Source organism: Nocardia wallacei, assembly GCF_014466955.1.
GTDB classification, from domain to species: domain Bacteria; phylum Actinomycetota; class Actinomycetes; order Mycobacteriales; family Mycobacteriaceae; genus Nocardia; species Nocardia wallacei.
Map to the genome: position 1 here is coordinate 7,517,762 of NZ_AP023396.1, position 23,303 is coordinate 7,541,064.

15 protein-coding genes and 1 pseudogene are annotated in these 23,303 nt (G+C 66.7%); 8 read left to right on the top strand and 8 right to left on the bottom strand.

All coding sequences use genetic code 11. The annotated features are described in order from the left end of the window. Nucleotides 1–5 precede the first annotated feature (5 nt). The 4 genes from NWFMUON74_RS33800 to NWFMUON74_RS33815 form a co-directional block, all read right to left on the bottom strand. A complete protein-coding gene (locus NWFMUON74_RS33800; protein WP_187685742.1) occupies nucleotides 6–659 on the bottom strand; it encodes a TolB family protein in 654 nt (217 codons plus the stop codon). A gap of 20 nt (nucleotides 660–679) precedes the next feature. Next, entirely contained in the window at nucleotides 680–895 is a 216-nt protein-coding gene (locus tag NWFMUON74_RS33805) for a three-helix bundle dimerization domain-containing protein (protein WP_187685743.1), read from the bottom strand. Between the two features lie 153 nt (nucleotides 896–1,048). Further along, nucleotides 1,049–2,137: an SEL1-like repeat protein gene (locus NWFMUON74_RS33810; RefSeq protein WP_187685744.1), complete on the bottom strand. Its 1,089-nt coding sequence runs from the start codon at nucleotides 2,135–2,137 to the stop codon at nucleotides 1,049–1,051. Between the two features lie 38 nt (nucleotides 2,138–2,175). Further along, a complete protein-coding gene (locus tag NWFMUON74_RS33815; protein WP_187685745.1) occupies nucleotides 2,176–3,165 on the bottom strand; it encodes an IS481 family transposase in 990 nt (329 codons plus the stop codon). Nucleotides 3,166–3,439: 274 nt separating this feature from the next. On the opposite strand from NWFMUON74_RS33815, the gene NWFMUON74_RS33820 reads away from it, so the two are divergent. The 3 genes from NWFMUON74_RS33820 (at nucleotide 3,440) to ilvD (ending at nucleotide 6,904) form a co-directional block, all read left to right on the top strand. Further along, entirely contained in the window at nucleotides 3,440–4,351 is a 912-nt protein-coding gene (locus tag NWFMUON74_RS33820; protein WP_187685746.1) for a hypothetical protein, read from the top strand. A gap of 119 nt (nucleotides 4,352–4,470) precedes the next feature. Next, a complete protein-coding gene (locus NWFMUON74_RS33825; RefSeq protein WP_187685747.1) occupies nucleotides 4,471–5,148 on the top strand; it encodes an RNA polymerase sigma factor in 678 nt (225 codons plus the stop codon). A 64-nt stretch (nucleotides 5,149–5,212) separates the two neighbouring features. Beyond that, nucleotides 5,213–6,904 carry a dihydroxy-acid dehydratase gene (gene ilvD, locus NWFMUON74_RS33830; protein WP_187685748.1) on the top strand — a complete coding sequence of 564 codons (1,692 nt, stop codon included), beginning with the start codon at nucleotides 5,213–5,215 and terminating at the stop codon, nucleotides 6,902–6,904. A gap of 30 nt (nucleotides 6,905–6,934) precedes the next feature. Here ilvD and NWFMUON74_RS33835 read toward each other — a convergent pair whose 3' ends face one another. Then, a complete protein-coding gene (locus NWFMUON74_RS33835) occupies nucleotides 6,935–8,125 on the bottom strand; it encodes an NAD(P)/FAD-dependent oxidoreductase (protein ID WP_187685749.1) in 1,191 nt (396 codons plus the stop codon). Between the two features lie 302 nt (nucleotides 8,126–8,427). On the opposite strand from NWFMUON74_RS33835, the gene NWFMUON74_RS33840 reads away from it, so the two are divergent. The 4 genes and pseudogenes from NWFMUON74_RS33840 to NWFMUON74_RS33855 form a co-directional block, all read left to right on the top strand. Further along, a complete protein-coding gene (locus tag NWFMUON74_RS33840; RefSeq protein ID WP_187685750.1) occupies nucleotides 8,428–11,517 on the top strand; it encodes an ATP-binding protein in 3,090 nt (1,029 codons plus the stop codon). Nucleotides 11,518–11,555: 38 nt separating this feature from the next. Then, complete coding sequence (locus tag NWFMUON74_RS33845; RefSeq protein ID WP_187685751.1) at nucleotides 11,556–12,206, top strand: MBL fold metallo-hydrolase; 651 nt, start codon at nucleotides 11,556–11,558, stop codon at nucleotides 12,204–12,206. Nucleotides 12,207–12,241: 35 nt separating this feature from the next. Then, nucleotides 12,242–13,120, top strand: a complete 879-nt coding sequence (locus NWFMUON74_RS33850) for a hypothetical protein (RefSeq protein WP_187685752.1) — start codon at nucleotides 12,242–12,244, stop codon at nucleotides 13,118–13,120. Between the two features lie 380 nt (nucleotides 13,121–13,500). Further along, nucleotides 13,501–13,694 (top strand): annotated as a pseudogene (locus tag NWFMUON74_RS33855) (IS3 family transposase); the annotation flags it as partial. A 123-nt stretch (nucleotides 13,695–13,817) separates the two neighbouring features. Here the strand turns inward: NWFMUON74_RS33855 and NWFMUON74_RS33860 are convergent. The 3 genes from NWFMUON74_RS33860 to NWFMUON74_RS33870 form a co-directional block, all read right to left on the bottom strand. Then, complete coding sequence (locus tag NWFMUON74_RS33860) at nucleotides 13,818–19,280, bottom strand: hypothetical protein (protein ID WP_187685753.1); 5,463 nt, start codon at nucleotides 19,278–19,280, stop codon at nucleotides 13,818–13,820. A gap of 225 nt (nucleotides 19,281–19,505) precedes the next feature. Further along, complete coding sequence (locus NWFMUON74_RS33865) at nucleotides 19,506–20,207, bottom strand: hypothetical protein (RefSeq protein WP_187685754.1); 702 nt, start codon at nucleotides 20,205–20,207, stop codon at nucleotides 19,506–19,508. A gap of 378 nt (nucleotides 20,208–20,585) precedes the next feature. Next, nucleotides 20,586–22,205, bottom strand: a complete 1,620-nt coding sequence (locus tag NWFMUON74_RS33870; RefSeq protein ID WP_187685755.1) for a WXG100 family type VII secretion target — start codon at nucleotides 22,203–22,205, stop codon at nucleotides 20,586–20,588. A gap of 405 nt (nucleotides 22,206–22,610) precedes the next feature. Here NWFMUON74_RS33870 and NWFMUON74_RS33875 point away from each other — a divergent pair, with 405 nt between their 5' ends. Continuing rightward, on the top strand, nucleotides 22,611–22,982 hold the full coding sequence (locus NWFMUON74_RS33875; protein WP_187685756.1) for a hypothetical protein: 372 nt from the start codon (nucleotides 22,611–22,613) through the stop codon (nucleotides 22,980–22,982). Nucleotides 22,983–23,303: the final 321 nt, after the last annotated feature.

Below are 23,303 nucleotides of genomic sequence, written 5' to 3' on the forward strand. Positions count from 1 at the left end.
GCCGATCACGAAACCGTGCCCGCGCCCCAACTCGGGCTCTGGGCAACCAGTTTCGGGTCGGTGAGGCGGTGCGGGTTGCCGCCGTCGCGGTACATCGCCCAGACCTCGGCTCCGCCGTTGCCCTGCGCATCACGGACGAACCTGGTGAAGAGGATCTCGGTGCCGTCTCGGGACAGGGCCGGGTGGCCCACCGCCTCGTCGATGAGCTGACGTACCCGGCGGCCCTCGAGGTCGGTCTCGTAGATCTCGGACCGGTTCTTGCCCCCGCGGTTACTGGTGAACACGATCGCACTGCCGTCGCGGGTGAATACCGGCTCGGAGTTGTAGAAACCGTCCGACAGCAACTGCCGGGCCTCGGACCCGTCCGCGTTCATCAGCCAAAGCGTGTCCGCCCGGGTGAACGCGATCTTCGAACCGTCCGGCGAGAAACTCGGATCACTGCCCGCCCCGATCCGGACAACGCCGGTCCCATCGGGATTCATCACGAACACCGACTGCCAGTCGTCGGCGAACGCGATTCGCGCGGGATGCGGGGGCGGTCCCGCTTCCTTCGCGCAGCCGGAGACCAGCACGGCCGTGACGACGGCCACCGACACGGCCCACAACCGCCGGCCCCCGGCCGAAACGATTCGAGCACCCGAACGTCCGATACGTGACATACCACGCATCGTCCCAGGGATTACCGGCGATGGAGGCGCCTGGGCGGGATACCGGACAGCTCCCGTTCCGCGCACCGCTCCACCAGGATCGGGGTGAAGTTCCGCACCGCCGAGTTGGAGAAGCGCTCATGGAAGCGTTCGACGGTCGCTGCGATGGTGGCCGACGGAACCTCGGGATGACCGGCGGCGAGTCGCTCGATGACGGTGTTGATCTGCACGGCCTCGTCGTTCTGCATAGGACAGTCCTTGCCTTGCTCGCTCGTGTAGGGCCCACGTGTCCTGCTGTCCGGCATCCACCACGCACGCTGACCGATAGAACTATCGGCGCACCAGAGTACCTTACCGTTGAATAGCGGTACGTTGAATGGTGAGACATCGATACGTGCGGATCAGCCTTGGCGCTTCCGGTCCTCCCGTAGTCGCTCGATGGCGCGCGTGGTCCACGTCGCGCGGGCGGCACCCGGTAGCTTCGTTGCCTCGTAGGCGATCAGCCGTTCCGCTGTCGCGTGACTGCCCAGCACCATGGTGAGGAGCAGGCGGTAGGACTCCGGCTGAGCCGGCGGGGGGCTCTCCTTGCCGGGCCGCGGCGCCGGACGGCTGTGCCCGACGGCGGCGGCGCGGCCCAGCCAGTATCGAGCCTCGGTGCCGCTACCCCGCTTCCGCAACAGCAGTCCCAGGCTTCTCGTCGCACCGGGCGTGCCGTTGTCGACCGCGCGGCGGAGCCAGCGTTCCGCCTCGCCCAGATCGCCGCGCTGATACAGCAGCCAACCCAGATTGTGTATCGCGAAGGCATTGTCCGCCGCTGCCGCCCGCCGGTACCACTGTTCGGCTTCCAGCAGGTCGTGACGGTGCTGTGGCAGGCGGAACACGCGGCGCAACCGTGTGCGCCCGCCCGAACCGGCCACCCGCTCGTGCAGCAGCCGGCCCAGGTTGAACGCCGCGTCCGTGTCATCACCGAAAGCGGCTTTGCCGTACCAGTATTCGGCCTCGGCGCGGTCGCCGGTTTCCTCCAGCAGCGATCCCAGGTGGTTCATGGCGCGGGTATTACCGCCCGCGGCGGCCACCCGGCACCAGCGGACCGCCTCGGATCGATTGCCGCACCGGGTCAGCAAGGCAGCCAAATTGTATGCGGCATAAGGGTTGTCGGCGGCCGCCTTGCGGTACCAGTGTTCGGCCGCGACCAGATCGCCGTGTTCCTGGGCCAGCACTCCCATCTTGTTCTGCGCCGAAGCGTTGCCGGTGTCGGCGGTCTTGCGGTACCAGTACTCGGCCTGCGCACGCTCGCCGCGCTGCTCCCACAACCGGCCCAGCGCGACTGTGGCATCGAGGTTCTCGGCCTCCACCGCCCGATGGAGCCAGCGCTCGGCTTCGTTGAGTTCGCCTCGTTCGACGAGCAGCCATCCCAGACTCGCCATCGCGGCGGCGTCACCCTCCGCGGCGGCCGCGCGATACCGGTGTTCCGTCCGAGTCGCTGTCATCTGTCCCTCCCAGGGTGTCCGAACCGGCCCATGCTGACCTAGATGTACTGACCTGAGAGGTTCGCAACGCGGCTGGCTGGCGGGTGGCCTGCGAGTGCGGTGTGGCCGCGGTGGTGATTGTAGGTGTGTAGCCAGGTCGTGAAGGCTGTGCATCGTTCGGAGTCGCTGCGGTAGAGCCGGGCGTAGGCCCATTCGTCAGCCAGGGTGCGATGGAACCGCTCAACCTTGCCATTGGTTTGAGGGCAGTAGGGACGAGTGCGTTTATGAACGACCGGCCCGAGGGCCTCGGCGAAGGTGCGGGATCGATAGCAGGATCCGTTGTCAGTCAACACTTTTCGGATCCTGATGCCGTTGACGGCGAACCATGCGGCAGCGCGGGTCCAGAATGCGGCAGCGGTGTCTTTGCGTTCATCGGCCAGGATCTCGCTGTAGGCCAGCCGGGAATGATCATCGAGCGCGGTATGCAGATAGTGGTAGCCGTGGCGGGGGTTGCCGTAGCCGTTGCGTTCGGCGGTGGGTTTGTGGGCCTGCCAGTTTCGCCGCCCCACGCTGCGACCGAGTTTGCGATGGCCGCCGCCGTCGGGGATCTTGCCGAGTTTCTTGACATCGACATGGATCAGATCACCAGGGCGGTCGTGTTCGTAGCGGCGCACCGGTGTGCTGGTAGCGCGGTCGAGCCAACTCAACCTGCTCAGCCGGTAGCGTCGCAGAACCCGGTGCACTGTCGAGGGATTCAATCCGAGCAGGTAGGCGATGCGGGCCGGCCCCCACCGGCGCAGGACCCGGACCTTGATGATGCGGCGTTCGGTGCGGGTCGGGGTCCGCGCCGGGCTGCGATGCGGGCAGCTGGATCGATCGGCCATCGCGGTCGCGCCGTCGACCCGGTAGCGGTCTGCCCACCGTTTGGCGGTGGTGTGGCAGACCTGGAATCTTTCCGCGGCCCGCCGCAACGGCCAGCCGTCCTCGACGACACAACGAGCAAGACGTAACCGGCCCAACTCCGAGAGCGGGGCATTACGGTGGGACACGAAGACCTCCGGCAGTGAATGAGTTCCTAGACAGCTCTCACTTCACTCGGAGGTCTTCGCCATGTCAGCTCGCCACGCCGTCACCAACGTCCGTGGTCAGTACACCTAGACCAGCCGGGTGCCCGGTTGGTTGGGGGCGATTCGCACTCGGCGGGTTTCCACCCAACCCTTTTGCCGCCCAGCGGGTCTACTCCCTCGTGAGAAGCACCGCACCCGGCATGCTTGCGCAGCCGGTGCGCGGGTTGCCTCAACGCGTGACACATCAGGAGGGAACATGGAGAACACCGGCGTCACCGTGGACCTGCCGCTGCATCCCGCCGTGGGGAGCGCATTGTGGCAGGCGAGAGCCGATGCCAGTCCGCAGCCGGTCGACACCAGGGACCTGTTCGTCGCGCTGATGCGGGTCGATACCTCCGGCCGCTGGAACCGGATCACACTGCACTGCGGGGATTCCGAGATCCTCGCCGGGAAGATCGTGCTGGACCCGGCCGCCGGGAGTTCGTCGCACTGGGAGGGTATCCGGCTCACCGATACCTGTGCTGCCGCTCTGCGCACGGCCGAGCGCTTGGCACGCCGCTACAACCTGCCGGGTGTTCCGGCCGGAATGCTGGCACTCGGGCTCGTCGCCGACGGTTCCACCGCCGCGGCGCAGGCCCTGAGCGATGGATTGCGCCGGGACGAACTGCTGGACCTGCTGCAGGCCGACGTGCTGGGTATGACCCTGAGCGGTCTGGCGAACGAACTCTCCGCTACCCCGCCGCCACTGCCCCCACTGCGGCCGGTGGCACCGGTCCAGGCCCTGTACTGCCTGCACTGCGGCGCGACACCCGCTGCGGCCGTGACGATCCGAAGCCATCGCGGTTTCATCCTGATGATGCAATTCGTCCGGATGCCCGGCCCGTTCTGCCGCGACTGCGGCCTGGCCACCCTGCGCCGGATGACGATCCAGAGCGTGTGGTTCGGCTGGTGGGGACCTCTCTCGCTGTTCATCAACGCCGTCACGATCATGTCGAACATGGCCGCCCATTCGCGGATAGCCCAACTCCCGCCACCGATTCCGGGTATGCCGGGACAGCCGATGGACCCCGGCCCGCCGTTGTTCCGCAGGCTCGGCGCCATCGGATTCCTGATACCACTCGGATTTCTGCTCTGGTTCCTCGTCGTGCTCCCGCTGCTTTCGAGCTGAACCGGCGCTGTCGGTCGTGCCACTCGTGGCTAGGCCGACCTGGGATCGTTCGTCGGTATGGTGTTCGGTACCGACAGATCCGCCGGCCCCGGCGGCCGCGAACAGCAGGGCGAGATCGAATGAACAGCCTCCCGGAGACCGGCCTGAACGCCGAAACCACATTGACGGCGCTCCTGGGGGCCGTACTCGCGGAGTGCGCAAGAGATCCGCTGTCCTTTCTCGCCGGTGAGTCGCGCGGTTCGGCCCTCATCCGGATCGGACGCGGGAGCACTCGGGCGCGGGAACCGGATCGGTTCGACGACCTGCTGCTCGAGGCATTCGACTCGGTCAGCGACGTACTGCTCGCCTGGACCACCCGCCAGATCGGCAGCCGCACCGACGCCGAAGACATCGTCCAGACCGCGCTGATGCGGGTGTACGCCGCCAGGCCCGACGTCGACACCGCCGACCGGCTGCGCGGCTATCTGTGGACGGTCACCAAGAACCTCGTACGCGACGCCTGGCGGCGGGCGGCCACCGATCGCGAACGCTTCGACTCCGACGGTGACGAGCGGATCGCACTGCTCGCCGACCGTGCGGGCCTGCACGTGGACGACATTGTCGTCTTGCGCCAGGCGCTGATCGGTGCACTGGACACTCTGCCGCCGCGCGAGCGGGAGGCCGTCGTGCTCCGTGCCTACGAAGGCAATACCTACGCGGAAACCGCGCGCATCATGGGCGTCGCCACGGGCACCGCGAAGGGCTACGTGCACGACGCCCTGCAGCGGGTACGGGAGCGACTCGACCTGATCGCGTGAGATCCGGATCGCGATGCATCGATCGCGCGGTCGGACGCCGGTGGGTCGGTCGTAGACTTGCGCGATGGCACACGACGCGGACCGATCGGTCGACATCAAGCCACGCTCCCGTGATGTCACCGACGGACTCCAGAAGACCGCTGCTCGCGGCATGCTGCGGGCCGTCGGTATGGGTGACGACGACTGGGCCAAGCCACAGATCGGCGTCGCCTCGAGCTGGAACGAGATCACGCCCTGCAACCTGTCCCTCGATCGGCTCGCCAAAGCCGTCAAGGCGGGTGTGCACGCGGGCGGCGGCTATCCCCTCGAGTTCGGCACGATTTCGGTCTCCGACGGCATTTCGATGGGCCACGAGGGCATGCATTTCTCACTGGTCAGCCGCGAGGTCATCGCGGATTCCGTCGAGACGGTCATGATGGCCGAACGCCTCGACGGTTCCGTGCTGCTGGCCGGCTGCGACAAGAGCCTGCCGGGCATGCTGATGGCCGCCGCGCGACTGGATCTGTCGAGTGTGTTCCTGTACGCCGGTTCGACGCTGCCGGGCAACCTCGACGGCCGGGATGTCACGATCATCGACGCGTTCGAGGCGGTCGGCGCCTGCCTGAAGGGCTTGATCACCCCGGCGGAGGTCGACCGCATCGAGCGGGCCATCTGTCCTGGCGAAGGCGCGTGCGGCGGGATGTACACCGCCAACACCATGGCCTCGGCCGCGGAGGCCCTCGGCATGAGCCTGCCCGGATCCGCCGCTCCGCCCGCACCCGACCGCCGTCGCGACGAGTTCGCCCACAAGTCCGGCGAGGCCGTGGTGGAGTTGCTGCGCCGGGGCATCACGGCCCGCGACATCTTGACCTTGGAGGCGTTCGAGAACGCCATCACGGTCGTGATGGCACTCGGTGGTTCCACCAACGCCGTGCTGCACCTGCTGGCCATCGCCCGCGAGGCCGGGGTCGGTCTCACCCTCGCCGACTTCAACCGCGTCGGTGACAAGGTGCCGCACCTGGGCGATCTCAAGCCGTTCGGCCGCTATGTCATGAACGACGTCGACAAGGTCGGCGGCATCCCCGTCGTGATGAAGGCCCTCCTCGACGCGGGCCTCATGCACGGCGACGTCATGACCGTCACCGGCCGGACCATGGCCGAGAACCTGGCCGACATCGAACTCGACCTCGATGGCGACGTCATCCGGCCGCTCGATCGGCCGATCCACAAGACGGGCGGCCTCACCATCCTGCACGGCTCACTCGCGCCCGAGGGCGCCGTCGTGAAGAGCGCCGGGTTCGACTCCGACGTCTTCCGCGGGACAGCGCGGGTGTTCGACGGGGAGCGCGCCGCGATGGACGCGCTCGAGGACGGCACCATCGTGGCCGGTGATGTGGTCGTCATCCGCTACGAAGGACCCAAGGGCGGCCCGGGTATGCGCGAGATGCTCGCCATCACCGGCGCGATCAAAGGCGCCGGGCTCGGCAAGGACGTCCTGCTGCTCACCGACGGCCGATTCTCCGGCGGCACAACGGGTTTGTGTGTCGGTCATGTCGCTCCCGAGGCCGTCGACGGCGGCCCGATCGCCTTCGTCGCCGACGGCGATCCCATCGTTCTCGACGTCGCCGGCCGCACCCTCGATGTGGAGGTCGACGAGAGCGAACTCGCCGCTCGCCAGGTCGGCTGGGAGCCGCCCCCACCCAAGTACACCTCGGGTGTGCTCGCCAAATACCGCAAGCTGGTCGGCTCGGCCGCGCACGGCGCCATCACCGCCTGACGCCCGCTCGGCCGAGCCGAGACCATCTCCTCACGCGGTCGGTACGGCCTGGTTCTCGCGCTGTGCGCGCAGCAGGGCGGGCCGGTACTTGCCGTCGGAGAACCAGTGGTGTGACCCGGGTTTGCGGGCCTCGGTCGCCAGATGCTTGATACCGGCCACGCACGCGAATTCCTTGAGCTTCTTACCCGCGGCCCCACCGAAGTACAGCCGCATGGCGGTCTCGTTCTTGTGACCGAGCTGGTAGATACCGGCGTCGCGGCCGAAGCTCAGGCACATGGCGGGGAACGACATGTCGATCGGCGCGGGCTGCTCCCCCGCGATCCGGTGCAGCAGCGTGTCGGCGGCGTGCGCGCCCAGGCAGTACGCGGTGTAGGCACTCATCCGGAACGGCAGATCGGACGGTGCCGACGAGTCGCCCGCCGCGACGATGCGGTCGTCGTCGATGCTGGTCAACGTCTCATCGGTGAGCAGCCGACCGGCGGCGTCGGTACTCAGTCCGCTGCGTCCGGCCAGGTCGGGCACACCGAAGCCCGCAGTCCAGATGGTGACGTCACTCGGCAGCGTCCGGCCGTCGGCGAGTTCCACGGCGTCGGCCGTCACGGCGGTGACAGCCGCTTCGGAGCCTTCGACAACGGTGACGCCGAGCTTGGCGAGGTATCTGTGTGCCGTGCGCCGCGCCTTCGGATGCAGGTACGGGACGAGCGCGCCGCCGCAGATCAAGGTGACCCGCCGCCCCCGCCCGGCCAGCTCGGCGGCGGTCTCGACGCCGGTCGGCCCGCCTCCGATCACGGTCACCGCGGCCCTGACGGGCGTATCGGCGAGCACCGACCGCACCCGCTGGGCGGCCTCCAGAGTCGCGATCGGATAAGCGAACTCGGCCGCGCCCGGCACCCGCGGCGTGGCATTACCGCTGCCGACCGCATAGATCAGGTAGTCGTAGCCGATGCTGCCGCCCTCGGCCAGCGACACCGTGCGCTCGGCCGCGTCGATCCGTGTCACGCTGTCGACCACCAGCCGGACATCCTCGGCCAGCACGTCCTGGTAATCGACGACCGCCTCGTGGGTTTCGCCCACCAGCTGGTGCAGGCGCAGCCTGGGCACGAAGACCCGACGGGGATTGATCACCGTCACCCGCACATCCTCGCGCTGCGTCAGGCGGTTGGCCGCCATCACGCCGGCGTATCCGCCACCGACCACGACGACTTCGTACTTGCTGGTCATGTTGTCCTCCTTCGCCCGGTGAGGGTTTCGGGCACAAGACACCACGAACCCCCGCGCTGTGACAGCCGGTGAGGCAGGTCACGAATCCGCTCGAACTCCTCGCTCACCGCCTGCTCCTCCCCGCCCTGCTAATCGGGCTCCTGCCGACCACGGCCCGGGCTCAGCGACTCAGCGACTCAGCGACTCAGCGCGATGGTCGAAGGCGACCCGACACCCGGCCGGGTCGCGGAGTCGGTCGCCACGTGGGTTCGCGGCCAGCGGTAGGCTGACGGCGTCATGGCCAGTACCGGAGCAGAACCGTCGTGGCGCTGATCGGGCGGGATCATGTGGCGTCGCTGTTGCGGGATGCGCTGTCGCGCACCGTGTCCAGCCACGGCTCGATGGTGGTCGTCACCGGTGAGGCGGGTATCGGCAAGACCACGTTCGTCACCGAGGTGGTCGGTGAGTTCGCCGGTCGACTGCTGGTCTTCGCCGCGACGGCCTGGAGCGGGGAGGGCACGCCGGGGTTCTGGCCGTGGGTGCAGGTGCTGCGCGGGTTGCGGCGGGCGGCGACGGCGGATCAGTGGGCGGTCATCGACAACGCGGTGGGGAACGCACTGTCGACCGTGATCGGTGAGGCGCCCGAGGCGGCACCGGAAAGCCACGGCAGCACGCTGTTCCGCGTCGGTGACGCGGTGACGGAGGCACTGATCACGGCCTCGGCCATCCGGCCGGTCGTCGTGGTGATCGACGACCTGCACCGCGCCGACCCCGAATCGGTCGCCGTGCTGGCCTTCGTCGCCCGGCATACGTGGTTCGAGCGGATCACGATCGTGTGCACGGCGCGCGATACCGAGATCGCGGTCCCCGACCATCCATTGCACGAGGTGTTCGCGGAATTGACCGGTACCGCACGGGTGATCGAACTGACCGGCCTGTCCGCCGCCGACACCGCGACGGTGATCACCGGAACGGCCGGCCGGCGGCCACCGGAGGAGGCGCTGGCCGCACTGCACGGCCTCACCGGCGGCAATCCGTTTCTCGCCGATCAGGCGGCGCGCCTCTGGCGTGCGGGCACTCCCCTCGACGCGCTCGCTCCCGGAGTGGCCGACCTGCTCGACACCCGGCTGACCGCACTACCCGAGTCGGCGGTGGACGCGCTCGCCACCGCCGCACTGCTGGGTCGGGAATTCGACATCTCGGTCCTCGAATCCGCGGCGGGATGTCCGGTCGAGGCGGCACTCGCCGCCGCTGTGCGCGCCCGCCTGGTGGTCCCGCTCGGCACCGGCCGCCACGGCTTCGCGCACGACCTCATCCGGGAGCGGCTCGCCGCCCGTCTCGACCCGGCCGAGGCGCGAAAACGCCACGCGGACATCGTCTCCGCCCTGGCGGACCGACCCGCGGCGTTGACCGGCTCGGCCGCCGCCGAGCTGGCCCACCACGCCCTGCTCGCGGGCGAGGCCATCGACTCCGCCGCGACACTGCGCTATCTGCTCGACGCCGCCCGCGCGGCCTGCGGCAGGATGGCGGCGGGCGAGGTCGTGCAGCACTACCGGCACGCGCTCGCGCTCATCGGAGACGACCAGCCCGAACTGCGCGGCCGCACCGCCCTGAACCTGGCGACGGCGGCCACCGGCGCGGGAGACCTGAACACCGCGCGACGCACCTACGAGTCCCTGCTCGAACTGGCCCGAAAGTCTTCCGCCGCGGATCTTTTCGCCCACGCGGCGCTCGGTCTACTGGAATTGGGGATGCCGGATCCCGAGCACGACGCAGAGCGGGAGACCGACCTGATCGATCAGGCGCATCGCATGCTGCTCGCCGAACGCCCGCCCACGCACCCGCTGGCGGTGCGGCTACTGGCCGCGGCCGTCCGGGTCCGGGTGCACACCGCGGTGAGCGCCCGCGAGCCGGTCGAGGAGATGAGCACCGAGGCACTGCGATCGGCCAGGCTGTCCGGCGACGACCACGCCATGGCCGCCGCCCTGCTCGCCCGGCACGACGCCCTGTGGCGGCCCGGCACCGCGGGCGACCGGCTGCCGGTGGCCGCCGACCTCGCCGCCGTGGGCAGGCGCGCGTCGTCGGAGGACGTGGAGATGCAGGGCGAACTGCTGCGCTACGCCGCGCTGCTGGAACTGGGGGATCCGCGGGCACATTCCGCGCTGGCCGCGTTCCGCAACCACGCCGATCGGTCCGCGCTGCCACGACACCGTTTCGTCGCGCTGTCGCGTTCGGGCGTCATGGACCTGATCGGCGGCCGATTCGACGCTGCCCGAACGGCATTCGACGAGGCGTACGCGCTCGGTGAACGACTCGGCGAGGTGGACCGGATTCCGCTGTGGCTCGAACAGCGTTGGTCGCTGGCCTTTCTCGCCGACGACACGGTGGAGATGACGCGCCTGATCGACCGGTACCGGCAACTGGCGGGTGGATACACGGTAGCGCCGGAGCTGATCACGGCCGCCGTTCGGGGCGATACCGAACGCACCGCCGAGCTGCTCGGCGAGGTGGAAGCGCTGTCCGCGGAGTACCCCCGCCATTTCCATGCGCTCATCCTGGTGGCCCGGGCCCACGCCGCCCTCACCCTGGATGCCGATGCCCTCCGGAAGTCCGTGCGGGACAAGCTGTTTCCACTGCGCGGCCACTGGGCGGTCACGGCGGCGGGCGGCGCGTGTTACGGACCGTACAGCTTCTGGCTGGGCCGTCTCGCCGCAGCGGCGGGCGACCACGAAACCGCCGCGGCGGAACTGGGCGCGGCGGCGGAATCCGCGCGGCGAATGCGCTCGCGCCCCTGGCGGACCGCCGCCGAGCGGCAGCTGCGACTGCTCGCGCACGGCAACGTCACGCCATCCTCACCGAACTCGGTGTCCGACAACGAATTCCGCTTCGACGGGTCGGTATGGACGCTGCGATTCGCGGGCCGCACCGTCCGGCTGCCGAATGCCAAGGGACTACACGACCTGCACACCCTGCTCGGGCATCCGGGCCACGACATCCCGTCGCTGGAGTTGTTCGCCACCGCCGGGGCGCCGACGCGCGCGGGCCGATCGCTCGGTGCCGACCCCGTGCTCGACGACGAGGCGAAGGCCGCGTACCGCCGCCGCCTGAGCACCCTGGACGCCGAGATCGACCGCGCCGCCGCACGAGGCGCCGACGACCGGGCCGCCGACCTCGATCGTGAACGCGCCGCGCTGATCGAGGAACTGCGCCGGGCCACCGGGCTGGCAGGCCGCTCCCGCCGCCTCGGCGGCGACGCCGAACGCGCCCGCAAAACGGTCTCCGCGCGCGTGCGTGATTCGTTGCGCCGCATCGACCGGCTGCATCCCGAACTCGCCGAACACCTTCGAGCGAGCATCTCCCTCGGTCTCACCTGCCGCTACCAGCCCCACCGCGAGATCACCTGGACTCTGTAGACCTCGCGCCGCGAGATCGGATCTCGCGCCTCACGGGTATGCAGAAGATTTCCGCCAACCTGTGGCACACCGAGACCGAGAACCCCGCCCCCGGCCTGACGACACGCGCCTACCTGTGGACCCGCCGCGAGGGCAACGTCCTGTTCTACAACACCACGCATCCGTCGGACATCGACACGATGGCCGAACTCGGCGGGGTCGCCCACCAGTTCCTCAGCCATCGTGACGAGATCGCCCCGTCGCTGGCGACGATCAAGCAGCGGTTCGGCTCGGCGTTGCACATCCACCGGGGCGACGCGGGCGAAGTAACGCAGACCTCGGTCGACGACGCCTTCGATCGCCGCCACCACGCCCTCGCGGATCTCGAGGTCATCCCCGCCCCCGGCCATACCCCGGGCAGCGCCCTCTATCTGGCCACCATCGACGGCCGTCGGCACCTCTTCACCGGTGACACCCTGTTGCGCAACACCAAGGGCGAGTGGTGGCCCGGCTATCTGGAGGGACACAGCGACCGCACGGCCCTGCTCGCCACCCTGGACCTGATGGTGAACCTGGACCCGGACGTCGTGATCTCCAGCGCCTTCCTCGGTGACTCCGGCGTCTCCGATGTCGCCGCCGGCACCTGGCAGCCCGCCGTCACCGCGGCCCGCCGGGCCTTGGCCGCGGGCGAACAGCCCGAGTGGGAGTGACGCCGCCGACCGGCGGGGCCGCCTAGGCTGGCCGGGTGAGGTTCACATCCGATGTCGAGCGCGGCGCGTGGCTGCTGGCGCGCGTCGGTGATCGCGGGGTCGGCGACGTCGCCGGTACCGGCTTCGACGCCTATGCGCGAATCCTGCACCCGGTCGAGGCGGTTCGCCGCGACCCCACGGTCACCGACGAGTGGGGCACTCCCCGGATCGTGGCGGAGGCGATGTGGCCGTGGGCCGAGGTCGCCGCGCGCAACGGCAGAGTGATGCATCCACTGGTGCAGTGGCGCAACCTCACCGACAACGAGGACGAGGCGGCGATGTCGTTCGACGACGGCTGGCGGGTCGGCCAGTCCGTCGAGGGATGGTTCGACCCCGCTCTGCTGGCCGCGCTCACCGTCCACCTCCGCGCGGCCACCGAGACACCGGAGCGGGTGACGGCCGGGGTCTGGAACGGATTCGGCGACCTGAACACGTCGTCGACAGCAGTGTTCGTCGCGTCCACCGACGACGATCCGCAAGACATCGAGCGCGAACGAGCCCGAGTCGAGGCCGAGCTGGCCGCCGCCGTCGCGCCGGAGGTCGCCCGGGCCACGGAGACAGGCCCGTTCCTGCGATGGCCGGGCCGCGACTTCATCCTGTTCGACACCAGCCTCACCGAACTCGCCGACCCCGGCTGGGTCCATACGGCAGGCCTGGGATGGACAACCGACTTCCCCGGAGTGACACCGCAACTGCTCTGGCCCGCCGACCACACCTGGGTCGTAGCCAGCGAAATCGACTTCGACTCCACCATTGTCGCCGGTTCACGGGAGCTGGTCGACGCCGTTCTGGCCGATGATCACTTCGAGGCCTTCGAGGTCACCGAGAATTCGGATTTGAGCTGGTTCGGCGACAACAAGAACCTCAACCCGTAGGCGCACAGATGTCGATATACCTAAGCCATCCCGAGCGTCGACCCAAATAGTTGATCATTAACCGATTCCCGGCACGGTCACTCTTTGTGACCCTGTTGGCGACACCTGTACAGTCTTTACCGCACAAGGGATACCCGTGACCCTTAGCAATCCGGTGGCCCGCCGCCTTCACGATGGCAGTATCGCCGTCTCGTACACAGTTCGAGGAACAATCGAAGAACACCACTGCAGAATCGAGATCACCGTGCCGCCCACCGATCCCGACTACGCCTTCTGGGATGCACAGATAACGCTTCGGGAGACTTTGACTACAGGACGGAAAACGTTGGGAGATTCTGCCGGTTTGGTTGACCCCTGACCAGTCGCCCGCAAGGGCGATATCCCGCAGAGGCAGTCAGTTCCGCTCTCGGAAATTCGTCAATGCGTTGTCGGTCAAGGGTTACAAGGACGAACGGGCCGAGTCAGCGTGTGTGGTCACAACGCGGCGATGAAGTCGTTCTTCGCGCTCCTACAGAAGAATGTTCTCGACCGACAGCGCTGGGCAACCCGGGCCGAGCTGCGGCTGGCGATCGTGGTCTGAACCGAAGATCTACCACTGAAAACGGCGGCCGCGCAGACTTGGCCGCACGACCCGATCGCTGGCGCTGCGGAAGCCTGCGTCGCACCGTCCGATCCACCTCCCAACCGAGAGGAATCGCTAGCCCGGCCGCACGTCGCTCTCTCCGACGCGAAGACCATCGGGCAGATCCTCATCGAGTCCCGCACCGGGTAGCACCAGCGGATTGCCGAGCCGATCGAACGCCATCGCCCAGATACCAGCCAACTGCGACGACCCCGCGGCGTCTTCCCAAACACCGAACCGCTGTCGCCCTGGATCCTGTAGCCAGATCCGGCCCTTGGCACCCCACCTGTCACACCGGAATTCCAGACGGTACGCATGACCGTTGACACCATACTCATCTGCCGTTTTCGCGCTGTCGATCACCACCACCGAGACACCCGAACGTTCAGCTGGGTCCAAGCCCTCCAGCAGTTCGAGCAACGCTCCCTCGACCCAACGGTGCGGACGTTCGGGATCGACCGAAAACCGCTGCGGACGACCACCCAGCGTCGCCTTGAAGCGCCCAGCCGACATACCGGCAGCACCTATATCTGTCGGCACCACAAGAGACCATTTACCTGTCCCCAACCGATGCAACTCCGTAACCAACACCGCGCACCGACCGCGAGCATGGCACACCGGCACGACATCACGGGCCCCGAGTGCTCCGGCAATGGACTCCGCCAGTCGACGTACACCCCGATGCTCGATCGAGCGGTAGACCTCGCGCGGTGTCTTGCCCAGCCGCTCCGCCACCGCTAGCTTGTCGAGGCCCTCCACGAATGACAGCTCCACATACTCACGCTGCACAGGGGTCAACTGAGCTATACACCGAGCCACCACGTCCGAATGGACAATCAGCGCATCCGCCACTACGGTGCGAGCCTGTTCGAGCGGAAGAGGAGCGGGTTGGGCAAGCATTTCAGCCAAACGCACCGACCGCTGCTCGACAGATAACACCTCGCCGATCCCGAGCATCTCGGAGATCAGATCGACCAGAGTTTTCAACCCCCAACGCTCGGCTTGCGCGACGGCCCGCGGCGTCGTACCCAACTGCTCCGCCACATCGGCTCTGTGAATTCCCTTCCGGAACCGCAACTCGACAGATCTGCGCTGCAGATCGGGGAGTTTGGCGACACAATCCGCCACTCCTTCCGGATGAACGATCGACGCATCCTCCACAACGGTACGAGCCTCCTCGAACGAGAGAGGCCTGGGCTTGGCGAGCAGGTCGGCCAAACGTGCCGCCCGCCAGTCGGCGGGTGAGCCCCCGGGCCCGCCGGACGGCATCGCCAATTCACGAGCAACAAGCGTGGCCAGTCGACGCACTCCTGGGAACTCGCCCAGCCGGTAGACCTCACGCGGCGTCCTGCCCAACCGCGCCGCCACAGCCTCGTCGCCGAGATGCTCGAGAAACGACAACCGCACGTACTCACGCTGAAGACCACTCATTCGAGCAATGCACTTCGCCACTTCGTCCTCATGCAGTATCAACGCATCCTCGATCAGGACGCGGGCCTGCTCATGGCCAAGAGGCATGGGCTGGGCCAGCAACTCGGCCAACCGCGCCGACCGTTGCTCGACGGACACACCCTCGGGCTCACCAGGCTGCGGCTCCAGCGCACGAGCGATCAACGCGACCAGTCGACGCACCGCCGGATAGCCGATCGAGCGGTAGACATCGCGTGGTGTCTTGCTCAACCGTGCCGCCACAACTTGCTTGTCGAGACGCTCGAGAAACACCAGCTTCACATACTCACGCTGATAGCCGACCATTCGATCCATGCACTCAGCGACCTGCTTCGGATGAACAATCAGCGCATCATCGATAGCCGTGCGAGCCTCCTCGAAGGAGAGAGGCGTGGGCTTGGCGAGCAAATCAGTCAACCGCGCCCTCCGCTCATCCAACTCTCCCCCGCTCGCTGGTGAGGACGCAGCCGAACTCGGCGACGGTGGCTCGTGATCGGGTATACGAGCCCCCAACCGGTGGATCGAGAATTCCCGACCGGGGTTTCCGGTCGGCTCCTGGTCAGGCGGGAGCGGAGTTTCCGGTGTACCGTCGGCCTTGAACACCAATCCGTGGAAAGACGCGTCAGCACCGGCGATCTCCATCAGGCGATCGGCCCATAACTCGACCGCCGCGTCTCCACGCACCGTTTGTGTCTCCACGACTGCGTCTCCGCGGCCGTCGACTTCCGCAGTTTGTTCCACGACCACGACCACACCGTCTTCAAGCTTTACCGTGAAAGCGTGGGCGCCGACTTGCCCGAATTCCACCGCGCCCAAAACGGTTCCGCCGTTGCGTCGCACATGCTCGATGATCGCCGACACATCTGCGAACCCGCCCGCATGCCAGTTCGCGCCGGCCCATCGCGCCGCGTCTCTCGCATCGACGCCGGCCAGGTCGATCGAGAGTCGCCGATTCGAGGGAATATCAAACCTGGGCCGCTCGCCCGGCCCGGCCGCGGCCGCCTCCGCGGCAACAACGAAACAGGTCATCGGAATCCGAGCGACAACGATGCCCTGGTCTGACCCGTGTGCGACCTCCGCGGACACCGATAAGACCGTCCAAGGTTCCGACGAATTACCCTCGACGGCCCTGCCGGTCAACGACATCAATCGGCCTGTGTTCGGGACCGAGTACGGGCTTGTTCCATCGTTCGCAGGCACATCATCCGGCGTGGATGTGGCCGGACCCGACGGCGGCACGGTACCTGGTTCGGCTGAAGATCCGCTCTCGGGCGACATCGTGGGGGTGGGATTGCGCGGCGTCCAGTCGCTTTCGGCCCGCCGTGCCGCAGCCATCGGCGACAACGCGCCGCCGCCGCTTGTCCATTGCGACTCCGCCGATTCCATGTCCGGCAATTCGCGCACGCCCGTGACCGTCCGCGTGACACGCTCATCCACGTAACCCGGCGCCGACGAGCGCGGATACGTATCGGTTCCGCCGCTGTCATCTCTGCCCGCATCGTCGCCCGGCAAGCCACCGAGCGGCGAACGCTCGGCGACGAACTTCGGCACCGGCCCGGTTACCGCGTCCGCTGGCACCGCTGCGCCCGAGTTCGAACTCAGGCGCAGCATCAACCCGGGGTTGTCCAGCAACCTGTCGCGCAACGCTTGCACATCCGTCCAGCGCTGCACGATCGTGGCTTCCGTACCGGCCCACTCGCGCAACCTTCGCTGCAAATCGTCCGGAATCGCCCGCGCCGGACTCACGTCGTCACTGATCGGCATCCGGCCGCTCTCGGCATCCGCGGCCATTCCACGCCGCACGAGATCACCGATCAACCCACCCGCGTCCGGTCGCGCCCGCTCGGCCCAATCCGGCATTCGCTCAGCGCGCCCCACCTGCAACTCGACCGCCTCGCGCAAGCGCGACGGATTCATACGGAAGAACTCCGAGTCCGACAACGCCAGCCACCGTGCCAACGCCGATCCCGCCCTGGCGGATTCCAGCTCCAGCACCTTGAAATCCGACGCACGCACCCTCGACACCACGTCGGCTGTCACAACGGCACCGAACTGACGGATCGGGTCCAGCGTCGTTGCGTCCTGTTCGGCCGGAAGGGGAATGTCCGCCGTCCGGGAGACGGCTGGGCCATCGCGGAGCGGATCGGCGACTGTCCCCTCCCCGCCAGCGACAGGATCCGTCGTGGCACCCACGCGATCCGTGCCGCCGACAACTATCCGACTGCGCGAGGAGACCATCTCGTGACCGGCGGGCTCGAAACCGCCATACCGGGGATGACCGGGATCCCAGGTTCCATCACCGGCACGCCCATCCGCAGCCGCGAGCCGCGAGTCGGCCGTGCTGTACCGCTCCAACCCGTCCACCAGACGAGCGACAGTCGGCATACCTTCCGCCGCTGCCACCGCCCGGATCGCGGACCACCGTGGTCCGTCCGAGGCAACGACTGGTTGTGTCAACCCCATCCGCTCCAACCACTGTCGTACCGCCGCCGACTCAGAGCCCTCCGCCACAGATGCTCGCGCGTCGTCTACGACCCGCCGGCCCAAGTCGGATAGCACCCCCTCACGCACCGACGGTTCCATTCGAGCCCACCCTTGCTCGCCAAGCTGCCCCAGCCAGGTGTCGATCGAAATGAGTGCCTGCTCCAGCGGGCTATGCCCCCACCAGCGCACCTCCTGTGGCGTAATTCCCAATAGATCCGCCAGCGCGGCACGGGCCTGGTCTCGCTCCGTCACCAGTCGATGCCACTCCGCCTGATCCCGACCGAGAGGCTCACTATCGGCAACGACGAACTTTGCGAATGAATCAGTACGTCCTCCGGCCTCGGTCGGCACCGAGCCTTCTGGTGGACCCGTCGCTATCCGGTTGATTTCACCCCCGGCAGCCCGGGTCTCGGCGAACTCTTGCTCTCGGAGTTCATTGATTCGCTGATACAAAACCGCGTCCGACCCGCCGTTGGCAGGTGGTTCCACCGACTGCCCAGTGCCCTCTCGGGCCGACGGACGTGCGTCCCCGTTGAAGGTTGTTTCCGTGCGCGCGTCGGTCACGGGGCGCAGAATTTCCGCCTCCGCCGGTTTCGCTGCCACTGCCGAGGCGGTTTCGCCGACGCGACGGGAGGATTCCGGCAGATCGAGGAGATCCGCGGAAGACCCGACCTTCTGATCTCCCGCAGTACCCAGGACTAGCGACGATACTTCGGATTGCGCGCGCGAATGCAGGTGCGCCCCAGCCAGTCCCAAGGCGACACTGCTGACGAGAGCCGACGTGGACAACTCGAACCGGCCGGTGATCGCTGCTGCGGCGAGTGCCCCACCGATGACACCCGATACGCCGGAGGTTGTGGCGACCACTGCGTTCCCCATCAGCAACGGAAGGGTGCGCGGTAGTGCAGTCTGCACCGCATGCGCACCGAGCAATCCGCCGAGCGCGGAGCTACCACCCATCGCCGCCGCAGTACCCGCCGCTCCCCAATCCACGGCGTCGCGAGGACCGTCGAGTACCTCTAACATTTGCCCGGCTTGTACCCCGGCGTCGACCGCCCCCGCCAACACTGCGAAGCCACCTATCTGGGAGGCCAGCAACCCGGTGCGCTCAGCCCGTGCGGCGGCCCCAGCGCCGATACGTCCTGTAACAAACGCGCGGAAATTAGCCAGGTGCTTCGTTCTGGCATTGCTCAGTATCTGCAGGGCCCTTATCGGATGCCAACCACCGGCAATCAGGATTTGATACACCGTCATCGCACCGAAGGCGTACATGACATACACCTGTTTGTCGCTGTCGGCCGTACTTCGTGCGGTGTGCTGTGCCAGGCTACGGCAGAACTTCGAAAAATCTTCGGCAGCCGCGCAAAGCGGCCGGGCACATTCGACGATGCGATTACCGAGATCGTCGCTGACCGCGCCCGGTAGGGCTGCGGCTTCGGCCCGCAACCGCCGCGCGCATTCCTCGAGCTCCACACCGGCCCGCCGCCACGCCGCGCTGACTCGACGCCCAGCCGCACCGTCCATTTTGGGGACCTCTTCACCGAACACCACAACTTGGATCGGGGCCGGGAGTTCCGCCAGAATTTGCTGCGGCGTCATCGGCATGCGAGTCACCTCCTGAGCCGACGAGCCGACTGAGAAGAAAGGCGCTCGAGAATACGCCGATGGATCTGCGCGGGACGCCGATTTCGGTCGGTCTCCAGGTAGCACAAGTTGAAAGCTCGATGGCGGCGAGATTCGTTCAACTTTCGGTGTGCCCACAGTACCGAAATGATTCGACCTGAGCTCGTCCACCAGCGCTGTTCTATCGGATCCACCACGATGCTGAGCTCAGGTCGATAGTCCATTGCGGCGCCGGTAGCGCTGTTCGAAGCCGGCAATATATGCCGAAGGCGGTGTCGACGACGAGGAATGCTCTAAGATCCCGTCATCGGCGACGTAAAAGATCGCCCGACCGACCGCGATCTGACCGCGCGGCACAGGCACGTACACCATCCAGCCCCCGCTGATTCGATCGGCTTTCAACTGCGACAGTTGATAGCCCGTCGTATCGAGCTGCTGTTCGATGACGTATGCGCGGACGACGGCCATCGCGTCCGATTCTGGGATCTCCAGTCGTATCCTCCCCGAGGTACAACCGGCCGACGAGAGCTGCAGCATGGCACCATCGATATCGAATCGGTCCGAGTCGGCGAAAACGGCACTCAGGGCGTCGCGGCTGACGGTGCGGGCTTCAGCCGATATCAACAACCCCTCCACCGCTTCACGCGACAGGTCACCCGCACCGTAGGGCAGCACACTGGCCACGATGTCGAATACCGCGTCGGCCGTCCAGACCCCCGGAACAGCCGAACTGGAATGCTCTGCGGGCGGCGACTCTCCCCGCCACCACAGTCCGGAATCCCACCAATAGCAGAACGAGAGTAGACCGACCGCCGCTCTCGGGTTGACAACCGAGTCTGTCACCCAGTCCGGGGCACCGCGATAGAAATTCGGCGTGGTGTTTTCGTCGTGGTACACCTTTTCCGACACGGGCGAGTTCCATACGCCCCCCGACAATACGGCCCGGCCCTCAGACAGTAAGTGTAGGGTAGAACCGGCTCGCCGGGAACTCTCGAACCAACCCAGCGACGGCGCAATTCTCGGTCCTCGCGCGGACCGGATTGCCACGAACACAGCCGCCAGCACTGCCCACCTCGCCCATAACATCGGAAGATCCGGCAGTTCGTTCGTCATCGGCACCGCCCGCATTCCAGCTGCACGATTGGCACGCGGGGGCAGAGCATTCTCTTCCGGCACGGAAGAGCCGATCGTTTCGGTCCCGCTGTTATCACTATGGCCTGAAGCCGAATTCTCCATTTGCAGCCTTTTGCCCGTGTCGCCCGTTCAGCTTCGGTCCGCGCATGCACCTCATTGATAATTTGTCGCGTTTGCGGACCCTCTCGCGGTGTCGATGAGCAGCCGGCACAGCGTTTTCGCCGGCTCGGTGGCGGCGGTACCGTTGAGCACGACGTCCGTGAACGCCTCTGCCAGCGCCGCAGCCGGATCGAATACTCCCCTGTCGAAGCTGCCGCCGCTCAACTGGTCACGCCACCGTTTGAAGCCGTGTACTACTCGCGCCAAGTCGGTGCGGCGGTATTCGGTGTCGTCGCACAGGTATTCCGCGATCAGAGCCCTTTGCGCCTGCGCACATGCTATTCGAGCGCCGGCGCGGTCGAAAGCGTCACCGAATTCGCGAACCGTCGAAGCATATACTGGTCTCGAATCCGATTGCGAAACGATTGAACCCGACCGGGCCGTTTGTCGAAGAACCTCTGCCAACTGGATCCGGTCCTGAAGCACAACGGAATTCATGACCACCGACCAGCCACTCGACGACTCCGCCGTTTCGTCCACCGCCTTCCGCTCGATGCGTATTACTTCTCGTTTACCCAATGGGGCGATTCCGACGACGAGAACATCGATCACCGGATATCTTGTGAGCACGTGGTCGGTTGCCGACAGGAATTCCCGAACAGCAACCTCATCGATGCCCTCGGCGCCGAACCCGTCGATCTCGACACCGTGCCGATCCGCCAGCTGCCGTGCAAGCCGTGCAACGTCGCTGCCAACGGCCGTGCGGTTCGTCGGTCGCCACGATGGGCCGGGCCGACCGCCGCTGCGGAGTTGTGCACCGGGCACGCGTCGTGGCGCGGCGGTGTCCTCGCGTCGAAACTCGCGCATGACAGAGCGGTCGGGTGCAACCACAAGGCGTTTTCCGCCCGACGGCACGGCCTGTGGCGCACTGCCGACCGACCACGGCGTTTTCGACGGATTCCGAGCAGGCGATGCGCCGGCGGTTCCGGAACGCCTCTCATCCTGCAGCCGAGCGGTCGCTGCGCTCTTGGCACCGGCGACTTCGACGAACCGGGGTCGGCTTCTTCCGGCCCGGCCCGCGGCGGGTTCGCCGGAACTGACAGCTTCGGGGCGCGTGCGAGAACCTGCCGCCACGCCGGCCCGAGTCGGATCAGCCGCCTTGCCACTGGTAACCGGAACCGACTCTGCACTGGGAAACGACGAGGCCGCCACCTGGGCACCGGCAGACGTGAAGCTGTCAGGTCGCGACGCAAGTTCAGGATTCGAGGCGGACAACGCCGAAACATCGGCAGGCGTCGGTGTGCGTCCGGGCGCGGTGAACACATCACCGGACGTTCCGGCGGCAAACGGAAAAGTTTGACCGAGAGCCAGCTCCACTCGCCTGGCAACCATATGATCAGCAATTTGGAGTGTCTCGGCGGTGAGTATTATCCGGCCGCCGAATTCACGCAGAGTCTCAGAAAGATTCTGGAGAACCTTCACGAGGTTCCGTGCATCCGGCTCATAATACTCCGCGAACGCTTTGCCGGACTCATCGTCGCCCCACCACCGACCCTCCTCGGCAAGAACGCTACGCAACCGCTCCAACACCTGCCCGACTTCGTCACCGATCTCCTGAAAGGCTGTTCCACGTGCACGAGCGTCATCAGAACTAATCGACAGCGACCGACCCACCGCCATACTCCCCTCGCCGGAAGGCCGACGTGGATCATATCGACCTTGGAATCGCAAACCTCCAGCCGTCACACGGACTCTAGAAGCGAGCGAATGGTGGGACATCGGGTGACGAACCGCCGCCTTCTAGATAGGTCAGTTCTAATCCCACAGCTGAACCCGCCGACTCGGTCGCCGTAGTTGCCCCTCGACGCAGGCCCTGCTCGCGAACATGGGCACCTGAACCGATGGAGGTACCGAAACACTCTCGATGACCAGCCGATGCCGACCGCGCTCCTCCGCCCGTAAAGTCGCCGTGCGAATACCGCGCCGCGCAAAAGAAGGCGCCGCACCCGCCGCGTCCGAGCGGCGAAATTCGTAGCTGAACTCACCCGACTCTTCCGACGGAAGGAACCGAGAAGAAATATGCGAATCCTCACTTGGGCCGCGACAGTGGCGCCCATCGCCGCGGTCGTCGTGTTGGCTGCCACCGGCACGTCCGCCGCCGCCACCTCTGCGGAGGCAGTGGGAGGTACGGAGCAGATTACCGTATCCGTAAACTCCGACAATGAGCACTGGGTCGGGTTGGTGGAGGTCGACAACAAGATCCAAGACTTCGTTCTCGGGCCCCAAGGGGAAGGCATAGTTGGTCCGCGATATGTCATCGAGAACGTTCAACCTGGCATCCGCCACGTAAAGATCGTCGTCTCCGTCGACGGTGGATTCGGCACTACTGCGCTCGACCGCGACGTCGAAGTCAGTTCAGCGCAGAGCGCAACAGGGTCCGCGATGCGGTGACTCGCGCGTCGATCAACACCTGACCGGGGGAGGGGCAATGCCAGTAGATGTCCCGCCCCCGGTTCGACAACTGCCCAGTAGAGTAAGGAACCGGAGTGCCAATATTCCTACAACTCATACTATTGCTCACCGTGCTGAACCATATTGCGACAGGTTCCAGCTGAGCCTGCACGTGGATCACACCTCTCGGCCGGGTGGCGACGGATTCATTTGGTCACCACCCCGTCCTAGCCCACCCGACCGCAGTTGCCTCAACCGATCCACCTGTGGTCGATGAGCTCATCCGTTCGTCGTACACTGAATCGATCGAACCCGGATCAG